Origin of the sequence: Saccharopolyspora sp. NPDC002686 (assembly GCF_040295745.1) — a bacterium.
GTDB classification, from domain to species: domain Bacteria; phylum Actinomycetota; class Actinomycetes; order Mycobacteriales; family Pseudonocardiaceae; genus Saccharopolyspora; species Saccharopolyspora oryzae.
This window is the reverse complement of the sequence record NZ_JBEOVY010000084.1, coordinates 1-24462: the sequence shown is the minus strand read 5'-3', so window position 1 is coordinate 24462 and position 24462 is coordinate 1. Positions and strand designations below refer to the sequence as shown.

Sequence of the window (24462 nt, the reverse complement as noted above, 5' to 3'; positions counted from 1 at the left end):
TTTGGGGTGTTTTAGCGCCCCAAAGTGCTCACGACCTGTGGAGTCCTCAATGGACTGATCCATCCTCGTTCGCGGCGTTTGGAATTACCGCGAGAATTGTCCGGTCTCCGAGGGGAATCCTGGCTGGTCGGCAAAAGTACCCGTTTTCGGGTCAAGGTCGAAAATGGGACGATGCTTTCGCGCGGTGTGAGCAATTCCATCGGCGTTGGTCGCGGAGCGATATCCGGGTCTTGCTAATCTCCCGATAGCGCAGACGCCTCGTGGGGTGGGTGCGCCACCAATCGAGAAGCCGATCTTGGGGGCCGGTGGTCCGCCTTCTGGTGGGCGACTGCTGGAAAGTTCTGGAAAGGCCGTCCGTGAAGCATCGCAGAAGGCGTTCGTCGGTGTCCGGCTCCCGGAATCGCCGATCCCCGTTCTGGAAAGCGCTGCGCGGAACGCTGGCCGTGCTCGGTGCGTTCGCCGTCGTGATCGCCGGGTCGATCGGTCATGCGCTCGACGCCCCCGGCAACGCCGGCGTGGCGGCGCGGCTGGCCGAATGGGGCCGCGATCACGGCCTGGGCTCGGCCATCACGTACCTGGAGCAGGTGCAGTACGACATCGACAAACCCGCGGTCGGCGGCACGCCGGAAGGCGGGATCCCCAAGGTCGGAAACGACGCGAACTCGACCGGCGGCCCGGCTCCGATGCCCAACCTCGCCGGCGGCACACCGCTGCCGGGCGAAGGCCAGTGGCAGACCGTGGAAACCGTGCGCGGGAAACCGGCCGTGCGCGTCGCCATGGTGCGCCCCGACAACGAGCACACCTCGTACCTGGCCGCCGCGATGTGGATCGACCCGAAGCTGGTCAGCGGCCAGCTGCGCCCCGGGTTCCAGGATCCGGGCGGGAAGTGGTCCGAACCCGACTCGCTCACGCGCACCGACCAGCAGAACGTGCTGGCCGTGTTCAACGCCGGGTTCCGCCTGCCGCGCGGGGACAGCCACGGCGGCTACTACAGCGACGGCAAGACCGTTTACCCGCTCGTCAACGGTGCCGCGAGCCTGGTGATGATGCGCAACGGCACCGCTCAAGTCGGCTCCTGGAACCAGGAAGTGCACCTCACCCCGGACGTCGCCAGCGTGCGCCAGAACCTCGTCATGCTCGTCGACGACGGGCAGCTGAACCCCACCTGCGACACCGGCGGCAGCGCCGAGTGGGGCGTCACCGTCGGCAACAAGTCCTACATCGACCGCTCCGCCTTCGGCATCACCGCCAGCGGCGCCGAGGTCTACGTCGCCGGGCCCGCGCTCTCGGTGTGCACGCTGGGGCGCATCCTGCAGGGGGCCGGGGTCGTCCGGGGCATGGAGATGGACATCAACCCGGACTGGATCAGCGGCGCCTACTTCGACCACGGCCCGAACGGTCCGGCCGCCGGCCACCGCCTCTACCCGGCGCAGAAGCTCCCGCCGACGCACTACTTCGCGCCCACCAGCCGCGACTGGTACGCCTGGTTCCCCCGGTCGGACAACGAGCGGACCCCGAGGTCCGCGGGCAAGTGACCCGGTCCGCTTCCTAGATGGCGAACCAGCCGAAGCAGGCCAGCCCGGCGATGATGCAGTACAGGGCGAAGGGGCGCAGGGTGCGCGTTTCGAAGTACGAGGTGAGGAAGCGCACCGAGATGTAGGCGCCGACCCCGGCCAGGACGCTGCCGAGGAGCGCGGGTCCGAGCACGCCCTGCGCTTCCGGGGCGAAGAGCTCGGGGACCTTCAGCAGGCCCGCGCCGCCGATGGCGGGCGTGGACAGCAGGAAGGCGAAGCGCGCCGCGTCGTCGTGGCGCAGGCCGCGGACCAACCCGCCGACCATGGTGATGCCGGACCGGCTGATGCCGGGCAGCAGCGCCAGGCACTGCGCGGCACCGATGAGGAGTGCCTGCCGCCAGCTCTGCCGGGACAGCCGCACGTCGGACTGCACGTCCGGGTCATCGGATTCGTCCCGGTCGTCCTCGGCGGTGGTGCCGAGCCCGCGGACTGCCGGGATCGGGACGGTCTGCTCGGTCGACACCGCCGACATCACGACCGTCTGCTGCTCGTGCAGCGGAATCGCCTCGATGATCTCGGTTTCCGGGGCGGTCTCGTGCTCGTCGCGCCGTTGCCGGTACTTCTCGACCGCGTAGAGGACCAGGCCGTTGAGGGCGAGGAAGATCGACGCGGGTACGGGTTTGCCCAGGTATTCGCGGACCACCTTCTCCAGCACCAGACCTGCGAGGCCGACCGGGATCGTTCCGACGACCAGGAGCCAGCCCAGGCGCTGGTACGGCGTCCGGATGCGGCGGTCCCGCACCGAGGTGAACAAGCCCCCGACGATGCGCACCCAGTCGCGCCAGAAGAAGACCACCAGTGCCAGCGCCGTGGCGACGTGCATCGCCACCAGGACCGACAAATACGATGAATGCGGTGCGCTCATGTCGAGATCGCCGGCCCAGCTGCCCCCGAAGAGCGCGGGCAGGAGAATGCTGTGCCCGAGGCTGGAAACCGGGAACAGCTCGCTGACTCCCTGCAGCAAGCCGATCACGGCGGCCTCGAAGTAGGACAGATCTGACATGGCGGGACCTTTCTCGCCGGTTGTCGTTGAGCGCAGCGAGGCTGCCCGGAATACTCCTCGAGCCTACCGGTCTGGGAATGTTGGGAAATGTGACGAGAACGGCGCTCGGCGGCGAGGAATCGGAAGTATTGCCCACTTCGAATTCTTCGCTCTTGTTGCGTTGTCTGCGTCCGGGATGTGCATTGTCCGGATTCAACGCCGCAATTCGCCGGAAATGATCTCCACCCGTGCGGGCTCAGCGGCGGAAGCGTTCGGCCAGGATCGGGTCGTCCTCCCACCACAGCCCACTGCTCGCGGCGGGCTCGTCCGGCTGCTCCTCCTCCTGCGCGTCGAGCGTGCGGTCGATCTCGGCGGCCTCCTGCGCGTCATCGCGCTTCCACTGCCGCATCAGTGCGCCGAGGAACGGCAGTCCGGCGAGGTCGCCCCCGATCCACACCACGCCCGCGGCGATGATCTGGTCGGTGCGCAGGCTCGGTCCCCACGTGCGAGCCAGTGCTTCGTAGTAGTGCGGCGCGCGCAGCGGACCCAGCCAGAGCACCAGTCCCAGCACTCCGTCGAAGATGACCTCCGCGAGGGAGATCCCGAACGACACCACGTGCGGATCGTCGCGGGGCGTCGGGTCCACGCGCAGCCGGGTCCAGAAGTAGACGAAACCGGCGAACACCAGCATTCCGCGCATTGCCGCGTCGATCACCGACGAGCGGAGCGTCAGCTCGTACAGCGGGGTCAGGTACAGGGCGAACGGAACTCCGACGAGCAGCGCGGTGACCACACCGGGGAAGGTCAGCAGCTGCGCCGGTTTCGACCGGATGCACGTGGTCGTCCGCTCGGCGAGCTGCTGCGGGGCGCTGCGCACGAGCAGCGACAGCGGAGCGCCGATCGCCAGCAGCAGCGGTGCGATCATCAGCAGCGTGGTGTTCTGCACGGCCCGTGCCCAGAACAGCGCGTCGGCGTAGACCCCCAGGAACGACATCGTGACCAGTGCGATCGTGGCCAGGCCGCCGAAGAACGCCGCCGTCCGCGCCGTCGACCAACTCTCCCCGCCGGCCCTGAGCCGCCGCACACCCAGCCAGTAGGCCGTGCCGAGCACGGCCACGACCACCAACGCCGCCGGGTCCGGTGTCCAGGACGTGAAGATCCGGTCAGGGGTCAACTCCGGTGGCAGCTCAGGGGTTTCCGCCAGCACCACTGATACCAATGGTCCTCACCTGTTCCAGCGCATTCGACCGGCCACATCGGACAACTGCCGCATTTGCCGCATCCGCCGCGAGTTCCGGGTGAACCCGCGACCGGCACGCCGACTCGTGCTCGTCGACCTGCGCGGCCCGGAACTCGAACCCGGCCGCACATCGCACGGTGATTTCCCCGCTTGGCGGGGAAACGCCTCGAAGCAGCAGTATGCCTCGCTCGAGGAACGCGCGGACGCAGGGGAGGGTCAGGGGTTTCGCGGGTCGGTGAGGGCGAGGACGGCGCGGGCCTGTTCGAGCATCGCCACGTCGAGGAAGGTGCCGTCCGGGAGGGCGAGCGCGCCGACACCTGCTGCCGTCGCACCGTCGAGCCGGGCGACGACCTCCCGCGCTCGTTCCACCTCCTCGGCGGTCGGCAGGAACGCGGCCCGGATCGTGTCCAGCTGCGCCGGGTGGATCGCGGTGCGTCCGCGGAAACCGAGCGCTCGTCCGGCCCGGCACGACTCCGCCAGCCCGTCCAGATCGCGCACGTGCGGGTAGGCGGACATGACCGGCGGTGGCAGGTGCGCTGCCCTGGCCGCGACGACCACCCGGCTGCGCGCCCACGAGAGGCCCGCATCGTCGGCCACGCGCAGATCCGAGCGCAGGTCCGCCTCGCCGAGCCCGATCGATGCGACCCGCGGTGCGGCCGTCGCGATGTCCAGGGCGCGCTCGACCCCCAACGCTGACTCGATGAGCAGGTGGAGCGCGCGCCCCGGCAGCGCGGCCGCGAGCTTCCGGACCTCTTCTACCGACTCGACCTTGGGGACCCGGGCGCCCACGGCGAGCGGCAGGTCCGCGAGCGCGGCGACGTCGTCGTCGTGCCACGGCGTGCTCGGATGGTTGATGCGCACCTGCACCGGGCGGGCGGGCGGATCGGCGAGCAGCCGCACCGCGTTCGCGCGAGCTTCGTCCTTGCGCGCCGGGGCGACCGCGTCTTCGAGGTCCACGAGCACGACGTCGGCGTTCGATGCGAGCGCCTTGCCCACCCGCTCCGGCCGGTCGGCCGGCACGTACAGCAGCGTCAACGGGGGAGCACCGGGTGCGCGGCTCATACCGCCCCCTCGGCGCGCAGTTCGGCGATCCGTTCCCGGGCGAACCCGAGCTCGTCGAGCACCTCGTCGGTGTCGGCACCGTGCGGGCGGCCGGTGAACCGGATGACGCCGTCGTTGCCGGACAACCTGAACAGCGGACCCTGCACCAGGGTCGGGCCCAGCTCGGGGTCGGTGATCTCGTGGATCGTGCCCAGCGCGCGGAACTGCGGATCGGCCACGATGTCGGCGGCGTCGTAGATCGGCGCGATCGCGGCCTGCGCCTCCTCGAACGCCGCCACGACTTCCTCGCGCGTGCGTTGCGCGATCCACGCGCCCACGGCCTCGTCGAGCTCGTCGGCGTGCCGCGCGCGATCGGCTCCGCTGGCGAACCAGGGCTGCTCGGCGAGATCGGGCCGGCCGACGAGCCGCACGACGCGCTCGGCGACCGATTGCGCCGACGTGGAAACTGCGACCCAGTGCCCGTCACAGGTGCGGTAGGTGTTGCGCGGTGCGTTGTTCGTCGACCGGTTGCCGGTGCGCGGCTGAACGGTGCGCAGCTGGTCCCAGCGGGTGATCTGCGGGCCGAGCATCGCGAGGATCGGTTCGATGATCGCCACGTCGACGACCTGCCCCTGCCCGCGCTGCTCGCGGGTGGACAGCGCGACCATGATCGCGAAAGCGGTGGCGAGCGAGGCGACTCCGTCGGCGAGGCCGAACGGCGGGAGCGTCGGCGGCCCGTCGGGCTCCCCGGTCGTCGCGGCGAATCCGCTCATCGCCTCGGCGAGCGTGCCGAAGCCGGGCCGCGTCCGGTAGGGGCCGAGCTGCCCGAACCCGGTGACGCGGGCGAGCACGAGCCGGGGGTTCCTGGCGGCGAGCTCCTCGTAGCCGAGGCCCCACCGTTCGAGGGTGCCGGGCCGGAAGTTCTCGATCACCACGTCCGCCGTCGCGGCGAGCGCGAGGAACACCTCGCGCCCGCCCTCGCTGGCGAGATCGGCGGTGACGGTGCGCTTGTTCCGGCCCAGGGTCTTCCACCACAGGTTGACGCCGTCCTTCGCGACACCGTGGGTGCGCGACGGATCGGGCTTGGCCGGGTGCTCGACCTTGATCACCTCGGCGCCCATGTCGCCCAGGTGCATGGCGGCCATCGGACCGGCGAAGAGCGTTGACGCGTCGACGACGCGCAGTCCGGCGAGGGCGCCTGCCGAAAGATCGCGGGACACGGTCATCGCACATCCTCCACATCGGACGAACCGGCCAGGTCCCAGGCGCAGCGGAAGCCCACCGTCGCGCTGCGCGCGAGGCCCAGCCCGGGGAGCAGCAGCTTCACGCTGAAGTCGGGATCCCGCCGACCGCCCTCCACGTACCAGTCGGCGCCCTCGGCGCGGTAGTCGCAGCCGCCCTTGAGCATCGCGAACCGCGTCCGGCCGTCGGAATGCTCGCTCTCGGTCCAGTTCCACACGGCCGGCTCGCCGCGCCGCAACCGGCCGGTCTCCCCGGCGAGCTGCCACTCGTCCTCCGTGGGCAGCCGACCGCCCCGCCATGCGCAGTAGGCGCGCGCGTCGTCGAGGTCGACGAAGGTCACCGGCGAGTCCTGCGTGGACGATCGATCACCTGTCCAATGCGCGAGGAACCGGTGCGGATCGGCGGGCCGGTAACCCGTCGCTTCGAGGAACTCGGCGAACTGCGCGTTCGTGACCTCGCTGGAGGCGACCGCGACGGGTGCGGTGAGCTCTCCGTCGCGTTGCAGCGTCCGCGCATCGTGCAGCCTGGGCGGAAGGGGTTTCCACTCGTCGACGTAGGGCGCGCCCTGGTACATGCCCGTCTCCCGCGCGCGGTAACGCACGGTCAGCACGTACGGCCCGGCGGGCACGACGACGGCGCCCGGTTCGGCCGCACCGGTGGTCGGCTCCGGAGAGCGGCGGATCGCGAGGCGGTGCGGGAAGCGGGCGTCCGGGTCGTGCGGCATGCCCCGCAGCGCTTCGACCAGCCCGGGCAGCCACTCGGGCTCCCGGGCTCCCGGGGCGATGTGCAGCAGCGCGCCGATACCCCGCCCCGGCACGACGCCGTCGTCGAAGAGGTCGATCAGCGCGCCATCGCCGGGAACGACCACGGGGCCGCGGTAGTCCTCCTCGCCCCGGTTGACGACTGTCCACAGTGTCACGTCGTCCAATTCCCAGCGCGACGCGTACACCCCGGCTGCCTCGGCCTGGTCGGTGAGTTCCGCGAGGGGCGTCCACTCGCCGTCGAGCAGCAGGTCGCCGACCGCGCGCTGGACGGTGACCATGCGGCGCACGGTCGCGGAGTCGCGGCGCGACCAGCCGACCCAGACGCCGAAGACGGCCTCCCACACCATGACGCCGACGCCGTTGAGCCACGCCGAGTGCAGCTCCTCGGTGTGGTCGCGGTGCCAGCGGCGAACGTGGTGCTGCATGTGCCGCCGCTCGTACCAGTGGGCGCGCAGCACCCCGGGCACGGGAGAATCCGCGAAGAACTGCGCCCACGAGCACGAGTGGTCCTCGATGCGCTCGACGGGCAGCTTGGACTCGCCTTCGAGCACGATCCCGGGGCGGGCCCGTTCGAGGCGGGCGACGAACTCCGGTTCCGCCTTCTTGAGGGTGTCGAGGAAGACGCCGTCGGCGTCGAAGTCGGCGACGAGCGCGGCGAGCTCGGTCAGGTCGTCCTCGCCCCGCCGGGTGCCGACGTCCCACGGGTTGTAGTCGACGAACACGCGCAACCCCGCGTCGTGCAGGGCCTTGACGAGCCCGGGAAGACCTGGCACGTCGCGGTAGAAGTCCCACTGGTTGCGCTCGTCGAGCCCGATGATGGGGTAGGCGTGCCACAGCACGACCGCGTCCAGCCCGCCGAAGCGCTCGCGCGCGTCGGCGATGAAGCGGTCGGGGGTGAACCGCCGCTCCTCGAACGAGTAGAGCAGCTCGTCCCACAGCCACACCTGGGCGACGCTGTAGCAGCGCATCGCCCACGCCGCCGCCGGGCGGTCGTACGCGGCGCCGGTGTAGCCGTGGCGGTTCCGGGCGTCATCGCGCCACTCGTGCAGGCGTTGCCGCCACGCGGGCCGGTCGGCGGGATCGGGCGGTCCGGCGAAGATCTTCGCCTCGTCGAGCAGGTCGGGATCCGGCGGTCCGGTCACCGGCACGTCGGTCTGCCGGTCGATCGGACGGGGAACGAGCGGGTCGAACGCGTACGTCATGGTGCCTTTCCTCCTGCCTGGTGGTCTCGTGAGTGGTTCGGGGCGTCATAGCACCCCGAACCACTCACGAAACCGAGAGCGCGGCGGTGCGTTCGGCCAGGTCCGCGATGCGCTGTTCGCCACCGGGCAGCGACGTCGCGATGCGCCCGTCGAGGGGTGCCGTCCACCGCTCGCCGATGCCGTCCACGCCGCGCAGGGCGCCGACGACTCCGCCGACCGTCGCCGCCGCGGAGTCGGTGTCCCATCCCGCCAGGACCGCGATCGACACGCTCGGCCCGAATTCCCCTTGGCCCTTGGCCAATGCGTAGGCGATGACCGCCGCGTTGTTGAGCACGTGCACCCAGTGCAGGTGCCCGTACTCCGCGTGCAGGCGGTCGAGACCGGTGCGCACGTCGGACTCTGCGGCCAGCGCACGGCCGAACCGGACCGCCTGGGTGAGGCGGCTGCCCGGCGGGATGGCGGCCTCGGCCGCGTCCAGGACTTCCTCCGCGGAGCGGCACACCATCGCCGCCGACGCGAGCGCCGCTGCCCACATCGCCCCGTAGACGCCGTTGCGCGTGTGGCTCAACCGCGCGTCGGTCCAGGCGAGCTGCGCGGCGGCACGCACATCGCCCGGCGACACCCAGCCGAAGACGTCGGTCCGGATGAGCGCGCCGATCCACTCGCGAAAAGGGTTGTGGCGCTTGGCCGTTAGCGGAACAGGCCGGGCGTCGAGGAGGTTGCGGTACGCGGCACGCTCGGCGGTGAACACGCGTCCGGCCGGGAGGTTGTCCAGCCACAGCTGCCCGACGTCGTCGGTGGTGAACTCGCGGCCGTGACGTTCGAGCAGGGTGAGCGCCAGCATCGGGTAGTTGAGGTCGTCGTCCTCCGGCATCCCGGCGATGTTCTCCTCCAGCGAGGTGCCTGCCGAGCGCCGGTTCCACGGCCAGCGCTCCGCGACCTCCCGGGGCAGGCCGACCGCGGTGAAGTACCGGTCCAGCGGCCAGCGCCCGGTCGCGCGCAGGATCTCCTCGATGCCCTGCCGCGGGATCTTCTCGACCGGCTTGCCGAGCAGGCACCCCGCCGCTCGTCCGGTCCACGCCCCGAGCGCCCGTTCCCGCGTGGGGCGCGGCAGGCTCGGGGCGGGTGGGAGCAGCGCGACGATCGCGTCCCAGTCATCCGGCTCCTCCGGGGCCGGTGCGGCGGGGATCGCGTCGAGCTCGTCCAGCAACGTGCGCGCCAGCGAACGCATCGCCGGCGTGGCCGGGCGGGGACCGGCGCCGCTCACGGCGGGAACCGGGTCGCCACCGGCGGCTACCCACCGATCGCGGACCTCGGTGACGTCCTTGCCCTCCGCCGCGGACTGCACCAGCTCGTGGGCGAACAGGTCTTCCGGCTGCGCCCAGGTGAGCCTCATGCCCCTTCTCCGATCACCGCGGCGCCCCGGGCGTCGAGCGCATCGATGCCGGCGATGCGCTCGAGGGCCCGTTCCCGGTCGGCCCGGAGGATGTCGGCCGCGGCCGAAGCCATCAGCCGCCCGGTCGCGCGCAGGTCCATGCGACTGGCCTCGCCGATTGTGTCCACCCACTCCGCCGGCACGACGGCGGTCCCGCCCAGGCCCGCGCAGATCGCGCCCGCCATCGAGGCGATCGAGTCTGCGTCGCGGCCGTAGTTGACCGAGGCCAGCACCGAACCGCGGTAGTCGCCCCGGTGGCCGAGCACGAGCCCGAGCGCGGCGGGCAGCTCCTCGATCGACTTCGTCCGGGACGGCCGCCGGGCGTCCATCGACATCTCCCGGTAGTGCGGCCCCACCGAATCGAACGGGGCGACGGTCTCGCGGACGCGGCGCGCGAGAGCGCGCTCCTGCTCGTCGGTGCTCGGCGGGGTCGAGTCCGCGAACGCGTCGACGACGGCGCGCAGAGCCTCTGCCGTCCCGTCGTGCGCGACCGCGAGGGCCGCTTCCACCACGTCGTCGAGGCCGGCACCGGGAGCGACCGCGGCGGCGACCATCGCGGCCAGCACCCCGGCCGCCTCCCGGCCGTAGCTCGACTGGTGCGCACCGGTGAGGTCGATCGCCTCCGCGTACGCACCGCGCGGGTCGCCCGCGTTCGCGATCCCGACCGGCGCGATGTACATCGCGGCGCCGCAGTTGACGACGTTGCCCGCACCGGCCTCGCGCGGGTCGACGTGTCCATAGTGGAGTCTCGCGACGATCCACTTCTCGGCGAGGAAGACGCGCTGCAGGAGCAGGGCGGAGGACTCCAGCTCGGGAACCCACCGGGGCTCGCCGATCATCAGCGGCACGAGGTCCTCGGCCACCGCGTAGGCGTCGAGGTGGGCGCGGCGCTTCGCGTACACCTCGACGAGCGCGCAGGTCATCAGGGTGTCGTCGGTGATGTGCCCGTCGCCCTTGTGGTACGGGGCGATGGGGCGCGCGTCCCGCCAGTCCGGGTACCACGGGCCGACGATGCCGGTCACCCGGCCGCCGTGCCGTTCCTCGATCTGCTCCGGTGTCCACCCCTCCGTGGCACCACCGAGGGCGTCGCCCACCGCCGCGCCGGTGATCACCGCCACCGCGCGGTCCTCAAGCCAGGTCACCGGATCCGGTCCCTTCCGCGTCCGGCGCAGGCGGTTCGCCCGCGCTCCGCTGTCCGAAGTGGACCGGCGGCGGATCTGCCGCCGGTCCGGGTGCGACTACTTGTGCGCGATGCTGTTCCAGCCGTCGGAGAGTTCCTTGGCCAGTGCACCGGCATCGGTCTGCTGCGCGAGGAACCGCTGGTAGGCCGGGGTGGCCACGGTGTCCTTCCACTGCGCGTACTTGTCGACGAACAGGTACGGGGCCGAGGTCAGGTGCTGCCCGGTGGCCAGGATGGCGTTCCAGCCGTTCTGCGCGCCGAGCTTCTGGGCCAGGGCCTCCCGCGCCGACGTGGTCGGCGGGATCAGCGCGTCGGCCTCGTTCAGCGCGGCCAGGTTCTCGGTGTTGGTGAAGAACTCGATGAACTCGGCGGACTTCTCGACGTGCTTGGAGTCGACGTTGACCGAGAGGGTCTGCGGGTTGGCCGCCTGCGCCGGCCCGGCTGGCCCCGCCAGCGGCGGCAGCACGGTCCAGTCGAGGTCCTTCGGGGCGTCCTTGGCGATGTTCGCCGCCTGGTACGAGCCCTGGACCGTCATGGCGACCTGCCCGGCGTAGAAGGGGGCGAGCGCCTTGGAACCGGACTGGGTCAGGGTGACCGGGAGGATGGAGCGGTCCTGGAAGGCCATCTGGTTGACGAGTTCGGGCAGCGCCATCTCGCCCTGGCCGACCTCGATGGTCGTGCCGTCGCCGCTGCCGTGGAAGTACTGCCCGCCGAAACCGGGTGCCAGCGCCACGAACGCCGCCGTCGGGCTGGACAGGCCCCACCCGAGGCCGTAGGCGCCGTCCTTGGTGGTGGCCTTGGCGATCTCCCGCAGCTGGTCCCAGGTCATCGTGGGCCCGGTGGGGATCTCGACGCCCGCCCGCTGGAGCAGGCCCTTGTTCGCGAAGACGACGTAGGACTGCAGCTCGGTCGGGTAGCCGATCACCTTGCCGTCGGCCGTGACCGAGTCGAGCACGCCCTTCGGGATGTCCGCGCGCTTCTGCTCCGACAGGTACGGCGAGAGGTCCGCGAGGTAGCCGTCCTTGGCGAACGGGACGACGCCGGCGGCCTCGTAGTGGATGATGTCGGGCGCGGTGCCGGCGTTGAACTGGGTGATGAGCTTGTCGTAGACCCCGTCCCAGCCCGCGGGCACCACCTGCACCCGCGCCTCGGGGTGCTGCTGGTTCCAGGCGTCGACGATCTTGTTCGTCGCTTCGATCGCGGCCGGCTGGTCGGACAGCGACTGGAAGGTCAGGGTCGCCGGCCCCGACTCATCGCTGCCGCCGCCGCTGCAAGCGGCCATCAGCAAGCTGCTGCTCAGGAATAATGCGCCGAGGAACGTGCGTCGAGACGTCATTGTCGACCCTTTCACGGCTGGGGTGGGGGAACTCATCCCTTCACCGCTCCCGCCACCAGCCCACTGGTGAGCCTGCGGCGGAGGAGGGAGAAGAAGACGATGCTGGGGATCGCCGCGAGCACCGCTCCCGCGGCGAGCGGCCCGAGCGCGACCTTGCCTTCACCGCCGATGAACATCTTCAGGGTGATCGGCAGCGTGTAGTTCTCCGGTGACTGCAGCAGGACCAGGGCGAAGAAGAACTCGTTCCACGAGGCGACGAAGCTGAACATCGCGGTCGCGGCGATGCCCGGCGCCAGCAGGGGGAGCACGATCGCGCGGAGCACGGTGAACCGCCTCGCGCCGTCCATCGTCCCGGCCTCCTCGAGCTCGACCGGCACCGACGCGACGTATCCCTGCAACATCCACAACGCGAACGGCAGCATGTAGGTCGTGTGCACGAGCGTCAGCCCGACCAGGCTGTCCGCCAATCCGAGCGCCCGCAGGACGAGGAACAGAGGGAGGACGACGAGGACCACCGGAAAAACCTGGCTCACCAGGATCCAGGCGACCCCGGCCATCCGGACCTTGCCCTTTACCCGGGCCAGCACGTAGGACGCCGGCAGCGCGATGACGATCACCAGTGCGGTCGACACCAGCGCCACCACGAGGCTGTTCACCGCGGATCGGACCAGTCCCTGCCGGTCGAGCGCCTGCGAGTAGTTCTCCCAGTGCCACTCCTGCGGCAGCAGGCTCACCGACAGCGAGTTGAGCTCCGCGGAGGACTTCACCGACGCCGAGATCAGCCACAGCAGGGGAAAACCGAGGAACAGGAGGTAGGCGGCGAGCGCCGCGTACTGGGCGGGGCGGATCAGGGAACGCATGGCTCACCGCGCTTTCTCGGTGCGGTCGTGGCGGAACTGCGCCCGCAGGTACAGGGCGAGCACCGCCACGATGACGACGACGAGCACGACGCCCATCGCGGCGGCGTAACCGAGGTTGCGGTTCTTGAACGCCTCCAGGTAGACGAAGAGCACCGGGACCATCGTCCGACCGCCGGGGCCGCCCTCGGTGAGCACGTAGACCAGGGCGAACGAGTTGAAGTTCCAGATGAAGTTCAGCGACGTGATCGACGTGACGATCGGCCGCAGGCTCGGCCAGGTCACGGCGGTGAACCGGCGCCAGGCCCCGGCGCCGTCCACGGCGGCCGCTTCGTGCAGGTCGGCGGGGATCTGCTGCAGGCCGGCCAGCAGCGCGATGGTGGTCTGCGGCATCCCGACCCAGACGCCGACGACGATCACCGCGGGCAGCGCGGTGGAGAAGTCCCCGAGCCAGTTGATGTCGCCGGGCAGGCCGATGCCGCCGAGGAACGCGTTGAGCGGACCCCCGTTGGCCGAGTAGATCATCTGCCACATGATCGCCACGACCACCGGCGGCATCGCCCACGGGACGAGCGCGAGCACCCGGGTCAGACTCTGCAGGCGCAGACCGGAGTTGAGCAGCAGCGCCAGGCCCATGGCCGCCACCAGTTGGAGCAGCGTGACGCTGACCGTCCAGATCAGGCCGATCCGCAGCGACTCCCAGAACAGCGAGTTGTCCAGGAGGCCGGCGAAGTTGTCCAGTCCGACCACGTCGTAGTCGGGTTTGCGGACCAGGCGCGCGTCGGTGAAGGCGAGCGCGATCCCGACGACCAGCGGCGCGACGCTGAGCACCAGGATCGGGATCAGCGACGGCATCACCAGCGCGACGACCTCGCGCCGCCGGGCGCGCGCCACGGCCGTCCCGCGCTTCCGGGGCGGCGGTGGGGCAGTCGGCTTCGTGGCCAGGGAAGGTGCGGTCATAACGCCGATCCGTCTGTTGTGGACTCACGCACGATGAGTTCGGGACCCACGGCGACCTGCCGCGCCGGCTGGTCGGGATCGTCGGTCAGCCCGAGCACGAGCTCGGCCGCCGCACGTCCGCGTGCGGTCGAGCCGAGGGACACGCTCGTCAGGCTCGGCAGGAACACGCGGCCGAGCTCGGTGTCGTCCATCCCGGTCATGACCACGTCTTCGGGCACCTTCAGCCCGAATTCGCGCGCCGCGCGGATCGCCCCGATGGCGAGCAGGTCGTTCGCCGCCACGACGGCGTCGAGCTGCTCCGCGGGGCCGGAGGCGCGGGCGAAGAGCCGTCGAGCCGCGTCGAGCCCGGCCGCGACGGTGAAATCGTCAGCGATCTCGGTCTCGATGAGCTCGGCGGTGCGGGCTGCCGCGTCGAACCCGCGCTGCCGGGACTCGCCCGGTGTCGTGTCGAGCGGACCGTTGAGGAAGCCGATGCGGCGGCGACCGCGCGACCGCACGTGCTCCACGGCCGCACCGATCCCGGCCGCCGAGTCGGTGGAGACCGAGCTGACGCCGTGGTCGCTCATCGCGCGCCCGATCACCACGACCGGCACCGGAGCCTGCTGGATCTCCGCGATCAGCCGGTCGTCGGTGCGCAGCGGAATGATGATCATGCCGTCGACGAAGCCGCTGTTCAGGCTGCGCACCAGCTCCGCGGCGGAGTCCGCGGTGTCGCCGGTGGTCATGACCACGACCCGGAAGCCGTGCGGGGCGAGGACTTCGTGGATGCCGCGCATCATCTCCACGTAGACCGGGTTGCCGATGTCCGCGACCGCGAAGGCGATCTGGAAGGTCTTCTTCATGCGCAGCGACCGCCCGATCGCGTCCACGCTGTAGCCGAGCTCGGCGGCCGCCGCGTGGACCCGCTCGACCATCGCCTTGCTCGCGCCGGTCCCGTGGAGGGCGCGGGAGGTCGACGCCAGCGAAACCCCCGCGCGCTCGGCCACGTGCAAGAGCGTGGCCCGTGTCGACGTCATCGTCCCTCCAGGTCGTTCGCGGCGGGAGGTTGGAAACGTTTCCAGCGCGGACCCGAGGGGAGTTGAAAACGTTTCCAAGATCTGTGGCGGTGATCGTGCCACCCGCTCTGTTGCGGTGTCAATCATCGGATGGGACCCGGGATCGATCCGGACGCCGCCCGAATCTCCAGCCGCAGCCGCGCGGCGGAACGATCCAGTGCTCGTCCCTGCTGCTGTTCTGGTGATGATCGAATCGGGTCCGAAGCCCACGACGGCGGCGCCGACCCGCGCTTCGTCTACGCGAACCGGACCGCGCAGCGGTGTTTCGAGTACGGCTGGGACGAGATCGTCGGGATGCCGTCGCGGTTGTCCGCGGGGTCGGATGCGCAGGCGACCGCGACCGCCTGCTCGAAGACGCCCGGCGCCAGGGGTTCACCGACGACTACCGCGGCGTCCGGGTCGCCGCGAGCGGTCGGCGCTTCTGGATCGAGAAGACCTTGCTGTGGAACCTGCTCGACGCGGATGGGCACCGCTGCGGGCAGGCCGCCCTGATCCGCGATTGGCGCGACGTCACGTGACGACCACTGTGGACGGTCCGCGCTGGCCTCTCCAGAACGTCCGGGCGCACCGCGCGTGGATCACTCCGGCGGAGTTGCGTAGGTGGCCGCCCCGGACCAGTCGATGGCGATGAAGTCCTCGTCGCCCACGACCCATGCGTCGTGCCCGGGGGAGAGGACACCCGTTTGCCCGGCCCCGATCTCGCCTTCCTGACCGTCGTCCATCGCGATGTGCAGCGTGCCGGACAGGACGTACATGGTGTGCGCCTGCTGGCAGCTGCCGGTCTGCACGATCGGTTTGACGTCGTTCGACCAGCGCCAGCCGGGGTGCAGCACGGTGCGCCCGACAGTCACCCCCGGGAGTTCGACGAGGCCCAGCTCGCCGTGCTCGAACGTGCGCGTCTCGTCCGGCTTGCCGAGATCCTTGACTTCGAACGTCATCGGTCCTCCTCGATTGCGCACGGATACCGCACAGTGCGCAGCCTGCGACCCGGGTCGGTCAGGGACCAGGGTCGAAAGGCGCATGTGTCGAACCGGGCTCCGGGAACTGGACCGCTTCGTCCCGCGCCGCCCGCCGGATGCAGTCGACGAGCTTCTCGACGATCGCCGAGTTGTTGTGCCTGGCCGTGGCGACGGAGAGCGGCACCCGGAACTGGTCGTTCTCGAGCCGGCGGTACACGACGCCGTGGCGCTGCATGCGCACGACCGATTCGGGCAGGACGGACAGCCCGACGCCTGCTGCCACGAGCCCGAGGATCGTTTCCTGGTGCACGGCGCGTTGCTGCACCCGCGGCCGTGCTCGCGCGGTTTCGAAGATCTCGAGGACGGCTTCGCAGTAGTCGGGCATGAGGCGGTGGGGGACCAGCACGAGGGGTTCGGCCGCGAGGAGGTCCAGCGGAACGGGATCGCGGTCGGCGAGCGGGTGCGCTTCGGGGATGACGGCGACGAGTCGTTCTTCCAGGACGGGGGTGACGGTGAGCCCCACCGGTGATGTCCCGGTCCTGACCAGCCCGATGTCGATCTCGTCCTCGTAGAGCGCCTCCACCTGCTGAGCCGTGGTGAGCTCGTTGAGGTGGAGCTTGACGTTCTCGTGGCGCTCGCGGAACAAGCGCACTGCCGGCGGCAGCACGGACAAGCTGGCGGAGCTCACGAACCCGATGGTCAGTTCACCGGTGTTGCCGCTGGCGCCCTCCTGCGCCAGCGTCGGCAGCTCGTCGACCGCGTTAAGGATGCGGCTGGCCTGCTCGACGAGGGCCTTCCCGGCATCGGTCAGCGACACCTGCCGAGTGCTGCGCTCGAACAGCTCGGCGCCGAGCTCGCGCTCGAGCTGGCGGATGGCGACGCTCAGCGGCGGCTGCGTCATGTTGAGCCGCCGCGCCGCATTCGCGAAGTGCAGTTCTTCGCTGGCCACGAGGAAGTACCGCAGGTGCCGAAGTTCCATTCATTCTCCGGACGCTAGTAATCGGAAGCCAACCGATATTGGACACCTTGCTTCCGGGGCTGTCTACTGCTGGGCATTCCAGGCCCGGCGTTTCCAGGGAGGTGCGATGTCGTTCACCGCGTGGAGCGTTCTCCTCGACATCGGTTCCATCTGCGGACTGCTGCTCATCGGCAAGCTCGTCCGGGCGAAGGTCCGCTGGGTGCAGCGATTGCTGCTTCCCGCCAGCATCATCGCGGGTGTGCTCGGACTGGCGCTCGGGCCCAACGGTGCTGGGCTGATCCCGTTCTCGTCGCAGCTGGGCACCTACGCGACGATCCTGACCGCGGTGGTGTTCGGCGCGCTGCCGCTGACCGATTCGTTCGCCGTGCGCGGCAAGATCCGCAGCGCGCGGGTGATGTGGTCGTACTCGGTGTCGTCCTACGTCCTGCAGTGGGGTCTCGGCCTGCTGTTCGCGATTGCGGTGCTCGGCTGGTTCTTCGACCTGCCCGATGGTTTCGGGCTGCTGCTCGCGGCCGGGTGGGCCGGTGGTTTCGGCACGGCATCGGCGGTCGGGGGCACGCTGTCCGACGCCGGGTGGCAGGAGGCGACGTCGCTGGGTTTCACCTCGGCGACCGTCGGAGTGGTGGTGTGCATCGTCGGTGGCCTGGTCCTGGTGAAGTGGGGCGCCAAGTACTCCCGGGGGAGCGCGGCAGGTGTCGCGGACCTCCCGGAGTCGATGCGCACCGGTCTCCTGGCGGCGCCCGAGGAGCGGGAGCCGATCGGCCGGGCCACGGTTTCGCCGAGCTCGTTGGAACCGCTGGCCATGCAGCTGTCGCTCGTCGTGATCGTCACGCTCGCCGGGTACCTGGCGACCAAGGGGTTCGCCCTGCTGTTCCCGGACGTGTCCGTTCCGGTGTTCGCCGCGGCGTTCCTCTGCGGGCTGCTGCTGCGGACGGTCATCGACCGGACGCCGGCCCGGGAGTACTTGGACGGCGCCACGATCAAGAGCATCTCCGGTTCGGCGACTGACTTCCTGGTGGCGACGGGCATCGCTTCGATCGTGCCGAGCGTGGTCGCGGGTTACGCCGTCCCGCTGGCTTTGCTCATGGTGTTCGGCCTGGTCTACTGCCTGCTGATCTTCCGCTACCTGACGCCGCGGATGTTCGGCGAGCAGTGGTTGGAGCGCGGGCTGTTCACCTGGGGCTGGTCGACGGCTTCCATCGCCACCGGACTGGCCCTGCTGCGCATCGTGGACCCGCGGTTGAAGAGCGGCACGGTCGAGGAGTTCGGGTTGGCCTACGTGGGTTTCGGTCCGGTCGAGATCCTGCTGGCGATCGTCGCGCCGATCGCCGTCGTCGCCGGATTCACCGGGTCCTTCATCACGGCCACGATCGTCTTCGGTGTCGCGTTGCTCGTCCTGACGTTCGTCCGGCGTTGGCCGGCGGCGCACCAACGCGCGGGAACCGCCGCGGCTGAACAGCAGTAGTACGAGGGAGGGCGGGGCAAGTGGCAGGCACAACCGACATCGTCATCGTCGGCGGCGGATTGGAAGGGCTCGCGATCGCGTGGTCGCTGGCCGAGAGGGGCGGCGTCGGGGTGACAGTCCTCGAACGCGGCACGCTGTGCTCCGGTATGACGGCCAAGTCGAGCGGCATCGTCCGGTGCCACTACGGCGTGCCGTCCCTCGCGGCGATGGCCAGGGACGGTGCCGAGGTGTTCTCCAGCGCGGAGCAGATCCTCGGGGCAGACGTGGGTTTTCGGCGAACGAGCTACATCGTCGGCGTCGGTGAGGTGAACGCGGCGTCGCTGCGGGCGAACGTGGCCATGCACCGGGAACTCGGCATCGAGGTGGAGCTCGTCGACCACGACGCGGTCGCGCAGTTGTGGCCCGGCATGCGGCTCGACGACTTCGCGGCGTTCGCCCACGAGCCCGGGGGCGGGCACGGCGACGCCTACCTGACCGGGATGGCCTTCGCCAAACGAGCGCGCGAGCTGGGCGTGCAGATCCTGCAGGGGACACCGGTCGAGGCCTTGCGCATCGGGCCCGGCGGGGACGTCATCGGGGTCGAACTCGGCAACGGCGACCGCATCGACGCCGGCGCGGTCGTGCTGGCCAGCGGGGTGTGGTCCCCGGAGCTGGCCGGCCCGGCCGGTCTCGACCTGCCGATCCGGCCCCAACGCGAGCAGATCCTCCTGGTCGGCACCGGTGAGCCGCTCCGGGACGTGCCGGTGTTCTCCGACCTGGTGAACCTGCAGTACTTCCGCGGCGAGCCGTCCGGTGAGCTGCTGGTGGGCAACAGCGATCACAGCAGTCCCGAGTTCGCCGACCCGGACGACTACTCGAACCGGGCCGACCCCGGGTTCGTCGAGGTGAACATCGGCAAGCTCGACCACCGGTTGCCCGCGATGCCGGATCCGCGCATCGCGAGCTCGTACGCGGGCTGCTACGACGTGACCCCGGACTACAACCCGATCATCGGACCCGCACCCGTCGAGAACCTGTTCCTGGCGGTCGGGTTCAGCGGCCACGGCTACAAGATCTCGCCCGCGGTCGGGAAGTTGGCGGCCGACCTGCTGCTGGACGGTGCGAGTTCGGAACCGTCGGTCGACGCCGCCGATTTCCGGTTCGAGCGCTTCGCCGAAGGGCGACCGCTCGTCAGCCGCAACCCCTATCGAGGCGCCGGGGAAATGCGCTGACGCGCTGGGATTTCGCTGGCGGGAGCCGTGGAATCCAGCCGGGTGCAACGGACTGTGAACTGGGAGCACGTGTGATGAGTGACGTCGTTGTCATCGGCGCCGGGGCCATCGGGGTGACCGTGGCCTGCGACCTGGCCCAGCGCGGAATGTCCGTCCAGGTCCTCGACAGCGGTCGCGCAGGAGCGGGAACGACCGCGACGACCTTCGCGATGGACATCACGGCGCGGAAGACACCCCGGCACTACTTCGACCTCGCGCTGCGCAGCGCAGCCTTGCACGAAGAGCTGAACGAGCGTTGCGGTGAGCTGGAGTGGCGGTTCCCCGCGCCATCGATCGAGTGGGGGACCAACGAGCACGACAGCAACGTCATGCTCGCTCGCCGCGATCGGCTGGCGGAGTGGGGGTACGAGTCGGAAGTGGCCGACATCGCCGATCTCCGGCACCTGGACCCAGGCTTGCGACTGCCGGCCGCGGCCGGTGGTGCGGCAGTGATCTATCCGCAGGCGAGCTGGTACGACCCCGCCGCCTACGTCTCCGGAATGCTCGCCCGGGCCAGGAGAGCTGGTGCCGTCCTGCACGAGGGTGTGGAGGTCACGGGCCTGCACTACCGCCGAGGCACGCTCGCAGGCGTGCTTTCGGGGGACCGCGTCTGGGAAGCCGACCACGTCATCAACTGCGCGGGTCCAGCCGCTGGCCGCATCGCGGAGATGGCGGGAGCGGACCTGCCCCTGGATCTGATCCCCGGAGTCATCGGCCACCTCGATCCCGTACCCGGGCTCGACCTCCGGTCGATCTGGACTTTGTGGACGATCAACTTGCGGCCGACCCGCAACGGTGGTGTGTGCCTGCACTCGTACCCGCTCGACGCGGAACTCCCCCGGGGGAGCGGTGCGGACACCCGGGTTCCGCGAGATCTGCTGGACAGGTTGTGGACGCAGGCCCGGCCCCTGCTGCCCGAGCGGGCAGCCGAAGTCCCGTTGACCGCGGCAGTCGGTGTGCGCCCGGTCCCCGCCGACGGACTGCCCATCGTGGGGATCGTGCCGGACGAACCGCGGCTGTACCACGTCGTCACGCACAGCGGAATCCACCTCGCACCGGCCCTGGCGGAACTCGTCGCCGCCGATGTGACTTCGGAGGGGAAGAACCCGGCCCTCGAGCCCTACCGGGCCGACCGAGTCGTCGGAGCGCACGCCGAAGCGCTCGACGACAGCATGCGCGAGATGACCCGGACCTACGGGTCGGGCGTTTAGGTCGTGGTTTCGCGGTGGGGTGGGGGAGAGGTGGGGGCGGCCCAGATGTTCATCGGGATGCTCGCGACGCTGCGGCCCGCTTCATCGAGTTCGCGTCCCATCCGCTTGATCGAGCGCAGCACCATGGACCGGTCGATGATCGACAGGCGGGGTGCCGCGTCGGCGAGCTTCGCCTCGATGACCGGTGCTTCGCGCAGCGAGCGCGTGTTGAGGCCGAGCAGGAGGTTCGGTTGGCCTCCGGAGATCTGGAAGCACGCGCGGATGCCCTCGATGCGGTGCAGGATCGTTCTGATCGTTTCCGCGTCGTCGGGGCTGACGTGCGCCCAGAGCCACGTGATGACCGGCCAGCCGGAGGCGGGCAGCGCGATGTCGCAGCGCAGGACGACCCGGCCGTGGTTGACCAGTTCGGCCAGCCGGCGGCGAATCGTGCTCTCGCTCAAGCCCGTTCGTCCGGCCATAGTGGACACCGGCATGCGGCCGTCCTCGCCGAGCAGGAGGATCAGCTGCTTGTCGACGTCGTCGTAGGGGCGGAGGCCGTCGGGGCGGTTCGCGGCGAGCTGGGTCAGGTGGCGGGGCAGGCTCCGGGCCATGATGGCGCGCTGGGTCGCGTCGATGACCTTGAGCTTCCAGTGGTCGCCCATCGTGAGCACCTTCGTCACGGCGTGGCTGCTCGCGCTGACGACCCCGGGGATCGAACCGAGGGAATCGAGCAGGAAACGCGAGAGGAACGCCAGATCGCGCACCTCGACGAGGATCGTGAGCGCGCGCGGGCCGCTCGTGTGCTCGAGGTTGAGGACGTGGGGCAGGCGGGCGATCCGGTTCGCGATGGCGAGGGTCTCCGAGGCGGCGCAGCTCAGCTCGATGACGGCTAGGCACGACTCCGGCGTGCCGTGCCCGGCCGCGCGGCCCGTGACCCACGCCGTGCCGCTGTCGCTCAACCTGTTCCAGCGGCGGGCCACCGTGACCGGGTCGACGTCGAGCGCCCGGCTGAGCTGCGTCCACGACGCTCGCGGGTTGATCTGGAGGCAGTTGACGATGGCGAGGTCGAGCTCGTCCGCGATGCCGGTGGAATCCTGCACGATCTCACCCCTTGCTGCGCAATCCTGCATTTCCCCCGCCTGGTCGCGGGCGAATGCCATCATCATTCACCCGTTTGATGGATGCAAATCTCGACTACCTGGAGCTCAACCCGCATGCCGGCCGACACCACGCCTCTGACCCCGTCCACCACGACGTTGGACTGGATCGCACGCCTCATCGGCGTCGACACGACGAGCCGCGACAGCAACCTGCCGCTCATCGACGTCGTCGCCGACGAGATCCGCGCCCACGGGGTCGAGCCGACGTTGATCCCCAACGCCGAGGGGACCAAGGCGAACCTCCTCGCCACGTTCCCCGCCGCCGACGGATCGACCACGGGCGGCATCGTCCTGTCGGGCCACACCGACGTGGTCCCCGTCGACGGGCAGCGGTGGAGCAGCGACCCGTTCACCTCCGAGGTGCGCGGCGACCGGCTCTACGGCCGGGGCGCGTGCGACATGAAGTCCTTCGTCGGCGCCGTCGTCGCGAAGCTGCCGCAGCTGGCCGCCGAGCCGCTGCGGGAACCGGTCCACCTCGCGTTCTCCTACGACGAGGAGGTCGGGTGCGTCGGCGTGATCCCGCTGGTCGACGAGATCGTCCGGCGCGGTCTGCGCCCGCGGGCCTGCATCGTCGGGGAACCGACGAGCATGAGGGTCATCCGCGGCCACAAGTCGATCACGCTGATCCGGGTGGCCTTCCACGGCCTGGCCGCGCACTCCTCGCTGACGCCGCAGGGCGTCAACGCGATCGAGCACGCCGCCCAGCTGGTGCGCTTCGTGCGCTCCACCGCCGATCGGTTCCGCGCTGACGGACCGTTCGACGAGTTCTTCGACGTGCCGTTCACGACGGCGACGGTCAACGAGATCTCCGGCGGCATCGCGGTCAACACCGTCCCCGCCGAGTGCGCGCTGAGCTTCGAGTTCCGCTCGGTGGCGGGGGTCGACGTCGACGAGATGATCGACGTGTTCCGCACCGAGGTTCGGCGCATCGAGACCGAGATGCAGGCGGAGAACCCGGGCGCGCGGGTCGAGATGTCCGTCGCCGCGTCGACCCCCGGGCTCGACACGGCACCGGACGCCGAGGTCATCCGCCACGTCACCAAGTGGGGCGGCGAGGAGTCGCCGGCGAAGGTCACCTACGGCACCGAAGCCGGTCTCTTCCAGCGCGCCGGCATCCCGACGGTGGTGTGCGGCCCCGGCGACATCGCGCAGGCCCACACGGCGGACGAGTTCGTCGAACTCGACCAGATCGCGCGCTGCGAAGCTCTCCTCGACAACCTCGTCGACGAACTGCGCTCCTGACCGCGCAGCCAGCGTCACCCCTACCGAAAGGGACACATGTCCACCGTCACGCCGGAACGCATCGCGGCCGCCCGAAAGGCCGTGATCAGCAGTTCGATCGGTGCGGCCCTCGAGTGGTTCGACATCATCGTCTACGCGTCGTTCGCGGTCGTCATCGCGAAGAACTTCTTCCCGGAGGGCAGCGGGAGCTCCGGCCTGCTGCTCACCTTCGCGACCTTCGCCATCTCCTACGTCGTGCGCCCGCTCGGCGGCCTGCTCCTCGGCAGCTACGGCGACCGGCACGGCCGCAAGAAGGCGCTCACGGTGACGCTCCTGCTCATGATGGTCGGGACGATCCTCATGGCAGCGGCGCCGACCCACGACGCGATCGGGGCCTGGGCGGGCCTGATCATCCTGCTCTCGCGACTCGTCCAGGGCTTCTCGGCCGGTGCCGAATTCGGCACGGCCACCACGTTCCTGGTGGAAACGGCGCCGAACCGCAGGGCCTACTACGCGTCGTGGCAGATCGCCAGCCAAGGCGCGTCGATGTTCCTCGCCTCGGCCTTCGGCTACGTCCTGTTCACGTACCTGCCGGAGGAGGACCTCTACGCCTGGGGCTGGCGGATCCCGTTCATCATCGGCATCCTCGTCGGCCCGGTCGGCCTCTACATCCGGGCGCGGCTGTCCGAGACCGAGGAGTTCAGCCAGGGGCCGCGGGAGCAGGCGCCGGTCCGAACGGTGCTGACCCGCCACATCGGCCGGGTCCTCGCCGGTGCCGCGTGCGTCGGCGTCGCGACGCTGTCGGTCTACCTCATCCTCTACATGCCCACCCTCGCGACGAAGCAGCTGGGGGTGCCCGCGAGCGCTGCTTACCTCGGCGGCGCGGTCGCCGGCCTCGTCACGCTCGTCGGCGTTCCCTTCGTCGGCATGCTGGCGGACCGGGTCGGGCCGGCGCGGGTGATGACGTGGTCGGCCGCCGCGGCGCTGGTGCTGGCCTGGCCGCTGTTCCAGGTCCTGGTCGGCTCGCCGACGGTGTTCACGCTGGTCCTGGTCACCGTGGTGCTCGGCGTCATCATGGCGTTCTACTTCGGCCCGCTGCCGGCGCTGCTCACCGCGATGTACCCGGGGGAGGTGCGCACCACCGGTGTTTCCGTCGCCTACAACGTCGGCGTGACCGCGATCGGAGGCGTCGCGCCGCTCGTGCTCACCTGGCTCATCGACGTCACCGGCTCGCTGAACTCGCCCAGCTTCTACTACATCGGCGTCGCCGTCATCTCCCTCGTCGGCCTGTCGTTCGCGCGGCGGATGGAAGGCGTGAACTGACCCCGGACCCTGGAACGACCTCGCGGCTGGCCTGCCCGAAACCGTTC

At 70.3% G+C, this 24462-nt stretch carries 20 protein-coding genes and 1 pseudogene; 7 read left to right on the top strand and 14 right to left on the bottom strand.

What is annotated here, in order from left to right:
- The first annotated feature begins 383 nt into the window (after positions 1-383).
- The gene (locus ABTZ89_RS13960) at positions 384-1535 is read left to right on the top strand and encodes a hypothetical protein (protein ID WP_351044201.1); all 1152 of its coding nucleotides are present in this window, start codon (positions 384-386) and stop codon (positions 1533-1535) included.
- A gap of 13 nt (positions 1536-1548) precedes the next feature.
- Here ABTZ89_RS13960 and ABTZ89_RS13955 read toward each other — a convergent pair whose 3' ends face one another.
- The 11 genes from ABTZ89_RS13955 to ABTZ89_RS13905 form a co-directional block, all read right to left on the bottom strand.
- Complete coding sequence (locus ABTZ89_RS13955) at positions 1549-2577, bottom strand: undecaprenyl-diphosphate phosphatase (RefSeq protein ID WP_351044198.1); 1029 nt, start codon at positions 2575-2577, stop codon at positions 1549-1551.
- A gap of 235 nt (positions 2578-2812) precedes the next feature.
- Positions 2813-3766: a cytochrome c oxidase assembly protein gene (locus ABTZ89_RS13950; RefSeq protein ID WP_351044204.1), complete on the bottom strand. Its 954-nt coding sequence runs from the start codon at positions 3764-3766 to the stop codon at positions 2813-2815.
- 246 nt (positions 3767-4012) lie between these two features.
- The gene (locus ABTZ89_RS13945; RefSeq protein ID WP_351044195.1) at positions 4013-4858 is read right to left on the bottom strand and encodes an HpcH/HpaI aldolase/citrate lyase family protein; all 846 of its coding nucleotides are present in this window, start codon (positions 4856-4858) and stop codon (positions 4013-4015) included.
- The gene (locus ABTZ89_RS13940) at positions 4855-6063 is read right to left on the bottom strand and encodes a CaiB/BaiF CoA transferase family protein (RefSeq protein ID WP_351044193.1); all 1209 of its coding nucleotides are present in this window, start codon (positions 6061-6063) and stop codon (positions 4855-4857) included. The genes ABTZ89_RS13945 and ABTZ89_RS13940 overlap by 4 nt, the downstream gene beginning before the upstream one ends.
- Positions 6060-8045: an SUMF1/EgtB/PvdO family nonheme iron enzyme gene (locus tag ABTZ89_RS13935; RefSeq protein ID WP_351044190.1), complete on the bottom strand. Its 1986-nt coding sequence runs from the start codon at positions 8043-8045 to the stop codon at positions 6060-6062. The genes ABTZ89_RS13940 and ABTZ89_RS13935 overlap by 4 nt, the downstream gene beginning before the upstream one ends.
- Before the next feature lie 64 nt (positions 8046-8109).
- Complete coding sequence (locus tag ABTZ89_RS13930; RefSeq protein WP_351044187.1) at positions 8110-9441, bottom strand: ADP-ribosylglycohydrolase family protein; 1332 nt, start codon at positions 9439-9441, stop codon at positions 8110-8112.
- Positions 9438-10622 carry an ADP-ribosylglycohydrolase family protein gene (locus ABTZ89_RS13925; RefSeq protein WP_351044184.1) on the bottom strand — a complete coding sequence of 395 codons (1185 nt, stop codon included), beginning with the start codon at positions 10620-10622 and terminating at the stop codon, positions 9438-9440. Before ABTZ89_RS13925 ends, ABTZ89_RS13930 begins: the two co-directional genes overlap by 4 nt.
- A gap of 96 nt (positions 10623-10718) precedes the next feature.
- On the bottom strand, positions 10719-11996 hold the full coding sequence (locus tag ABTZ89_RS13920; protein ID WP_351044181.1) for an ABC transporter substrate-binding protein: 1278 nt from the start codon (positions 11994-11996) through the stop codon (positions 10719-10721).
- Between the two features lie 32 nt (positions 11997-12028).
- Positions 12029-12856, bottom strand: coding sequence for a carbohydrate ABC transporter permease (locus ABTZ89_RS13915; RefSeq protein WP_351044178.1), 828 nt, complete (start codon positions 12854-12856; stop codon positions 12029-12031).
- A gap of 3 nt (positions 12857-12859) precedes the next feature.
- Positions 12860-13813, bottom strand: coding sequence for a carbohydrate ABC transporter permease (locus tag ABTZ89_RS13910; protein WP_351044175.1), 954 nt, complete (start codon positions 13811-13813; stop codon positions 12860-12862).
- The gene (locus tag ABTZ89_RS13905) at positions 13810-14829 is read right to left on the bottom strand and encodes a LacI family DNA-binding transcriptional regulator (protein WP_351044173.1); all 1020 of its coding nucleotides are present in this window, start codon (positions 14827-14829) and stop codon (positions 13810-13812) included. Before ABTZ89_RS13905 ends, ABTZ89_RS13910 begins: the two co-directional genes overlap by 4 nt.
- Positions 14830-14958: 129 nt before the next feature.
- On the opposite strand from ABTZ89_RS13905, the pseudogene ABTZ89_RS13900 reads away from it, so the two are divergent.
- A pseudogene (locus ABTZ89_RS13900) lies at positions 14959-15386 on the top strand (MEKHLA domain-containing protein).
- A gap of 60 nt (positions 15387-15446) precedes the next feature.
- Here the strand turns inward: ABTZ89_RS13900 and ABTZ89_RS13895 are convergent.
- The gene (locus ABTZ89_RS13895) at positions 15447-15806 is read right to left on the bottom strand and encodes a cupin domain-containing protein (RefSeq protein WP_270946540.1); all 360 of its coding nucleotides are present in this window, start codon (positions 15804-15806) and stop codon (positions 15447-15449) included.
- 58 nt (positions 15807-15864) lie between these two features.
- Positions 15865-16806 (bottom strand): LysR family transcriptional regulator, encoded by a 942-nt coding sequence (locus ABTZ89_RS13890; RefSeq protein WP_270946539.1) that lies wholly within the window; start codon positions 16804-16806, stop codon positions 15865-15867.
- Positions 16807-16912: 106 nt separating this feature from the next.
- On the opposite strand from ABTZ89_RS13890, the gene ABTZ89_RS13885 reads away from it, so the two are divergent.
- From ABTZ89_RS13885 to ABTZ89_RS13875, 3 genes are all read left to right on the top strand, one after another.
- On the top strand, positions 16913-18271 hold the full coding sequence (locus ABTZ89_RS13885) for a sodium/glutamate symporter (protein ID WP_351044168.1): 1359 nt from the start codon (positions 16913-16915) through the stop codon (positions 18269-18271).
- 20 nt (positions 18272-18291) lie between these two features.
- On the top strand, positions 18292-19482 hold the full coding sequence (locus ABTZ89_RS13880; protein WP_351044165.1) for an NAD(P)/FAD-dependent oxidoreductase: 1191 nt from the start codon (positions 18292-18294) through the stop codon (positions 19480-19482).
- A gap of 74 nt (positions 19483-19556) precedes the next feature.
- Positions 19557-20732, top strand: coding sequence for an NAD(P)/FAD-dependent oxidoreductase (locus ABTZ89_RS13875; RefSeq protein ID WP_351044163.1), 1176 nt, complete (start codon positions 19557-19559; stop codon positions 20730-20732).
- Here the strand turns inward: ABTZ89_RS13875 and ABTZ89_RS13870 are convergent.
- Positions 20729-21811 carry an Lrp/AsnC family transcriptional regulator gene (locus ABTZ89_RS13870; RefSeq protein ID WP_270946535.1) on the bottom strand — a complete coding sequence of 361 codons (1083 nt, stop codon included), beginning with the start codon at positions 21809-21811 and terminating at the stop codon, positions 20729-20731. The genes ABTZ89_RS13875 and ABTZ89_RS13870 overlap by 4 nt on opposite strands.
- Before the next feature lie 114 nt (positions 21812-21925).
- On the opposite strand from ABTZ89_RS13870, the gene argE reads away from it, so the two are divergent.
- Positions 21926-23113 carry an acetylornithine deacetylase gene (gene argE / locus ABTZ89_RS13865; protein ID WP_351044160.1) on the top strand — a complete coding sequence of 396 codons (1188 nt, stop codon included), beginning with the start codon at positions 21926-21928 and terminating at the stop codon, positions 23111-23113.
- A gap of 36 nt (positions 23114-23149) precedes the next feature.
- On the top strand, positions 23150-24415 hold the full coding sequence (locus ABTZ89_RS13860) for an MFS transporter (RefSeq protein WP_270946533.1): 1266 nt from the start codon (positions 23150-23152) through the stop codon (positions 24413-24415).
- Positions 24416-24462 lie beyond the last annotated feature (47 nt).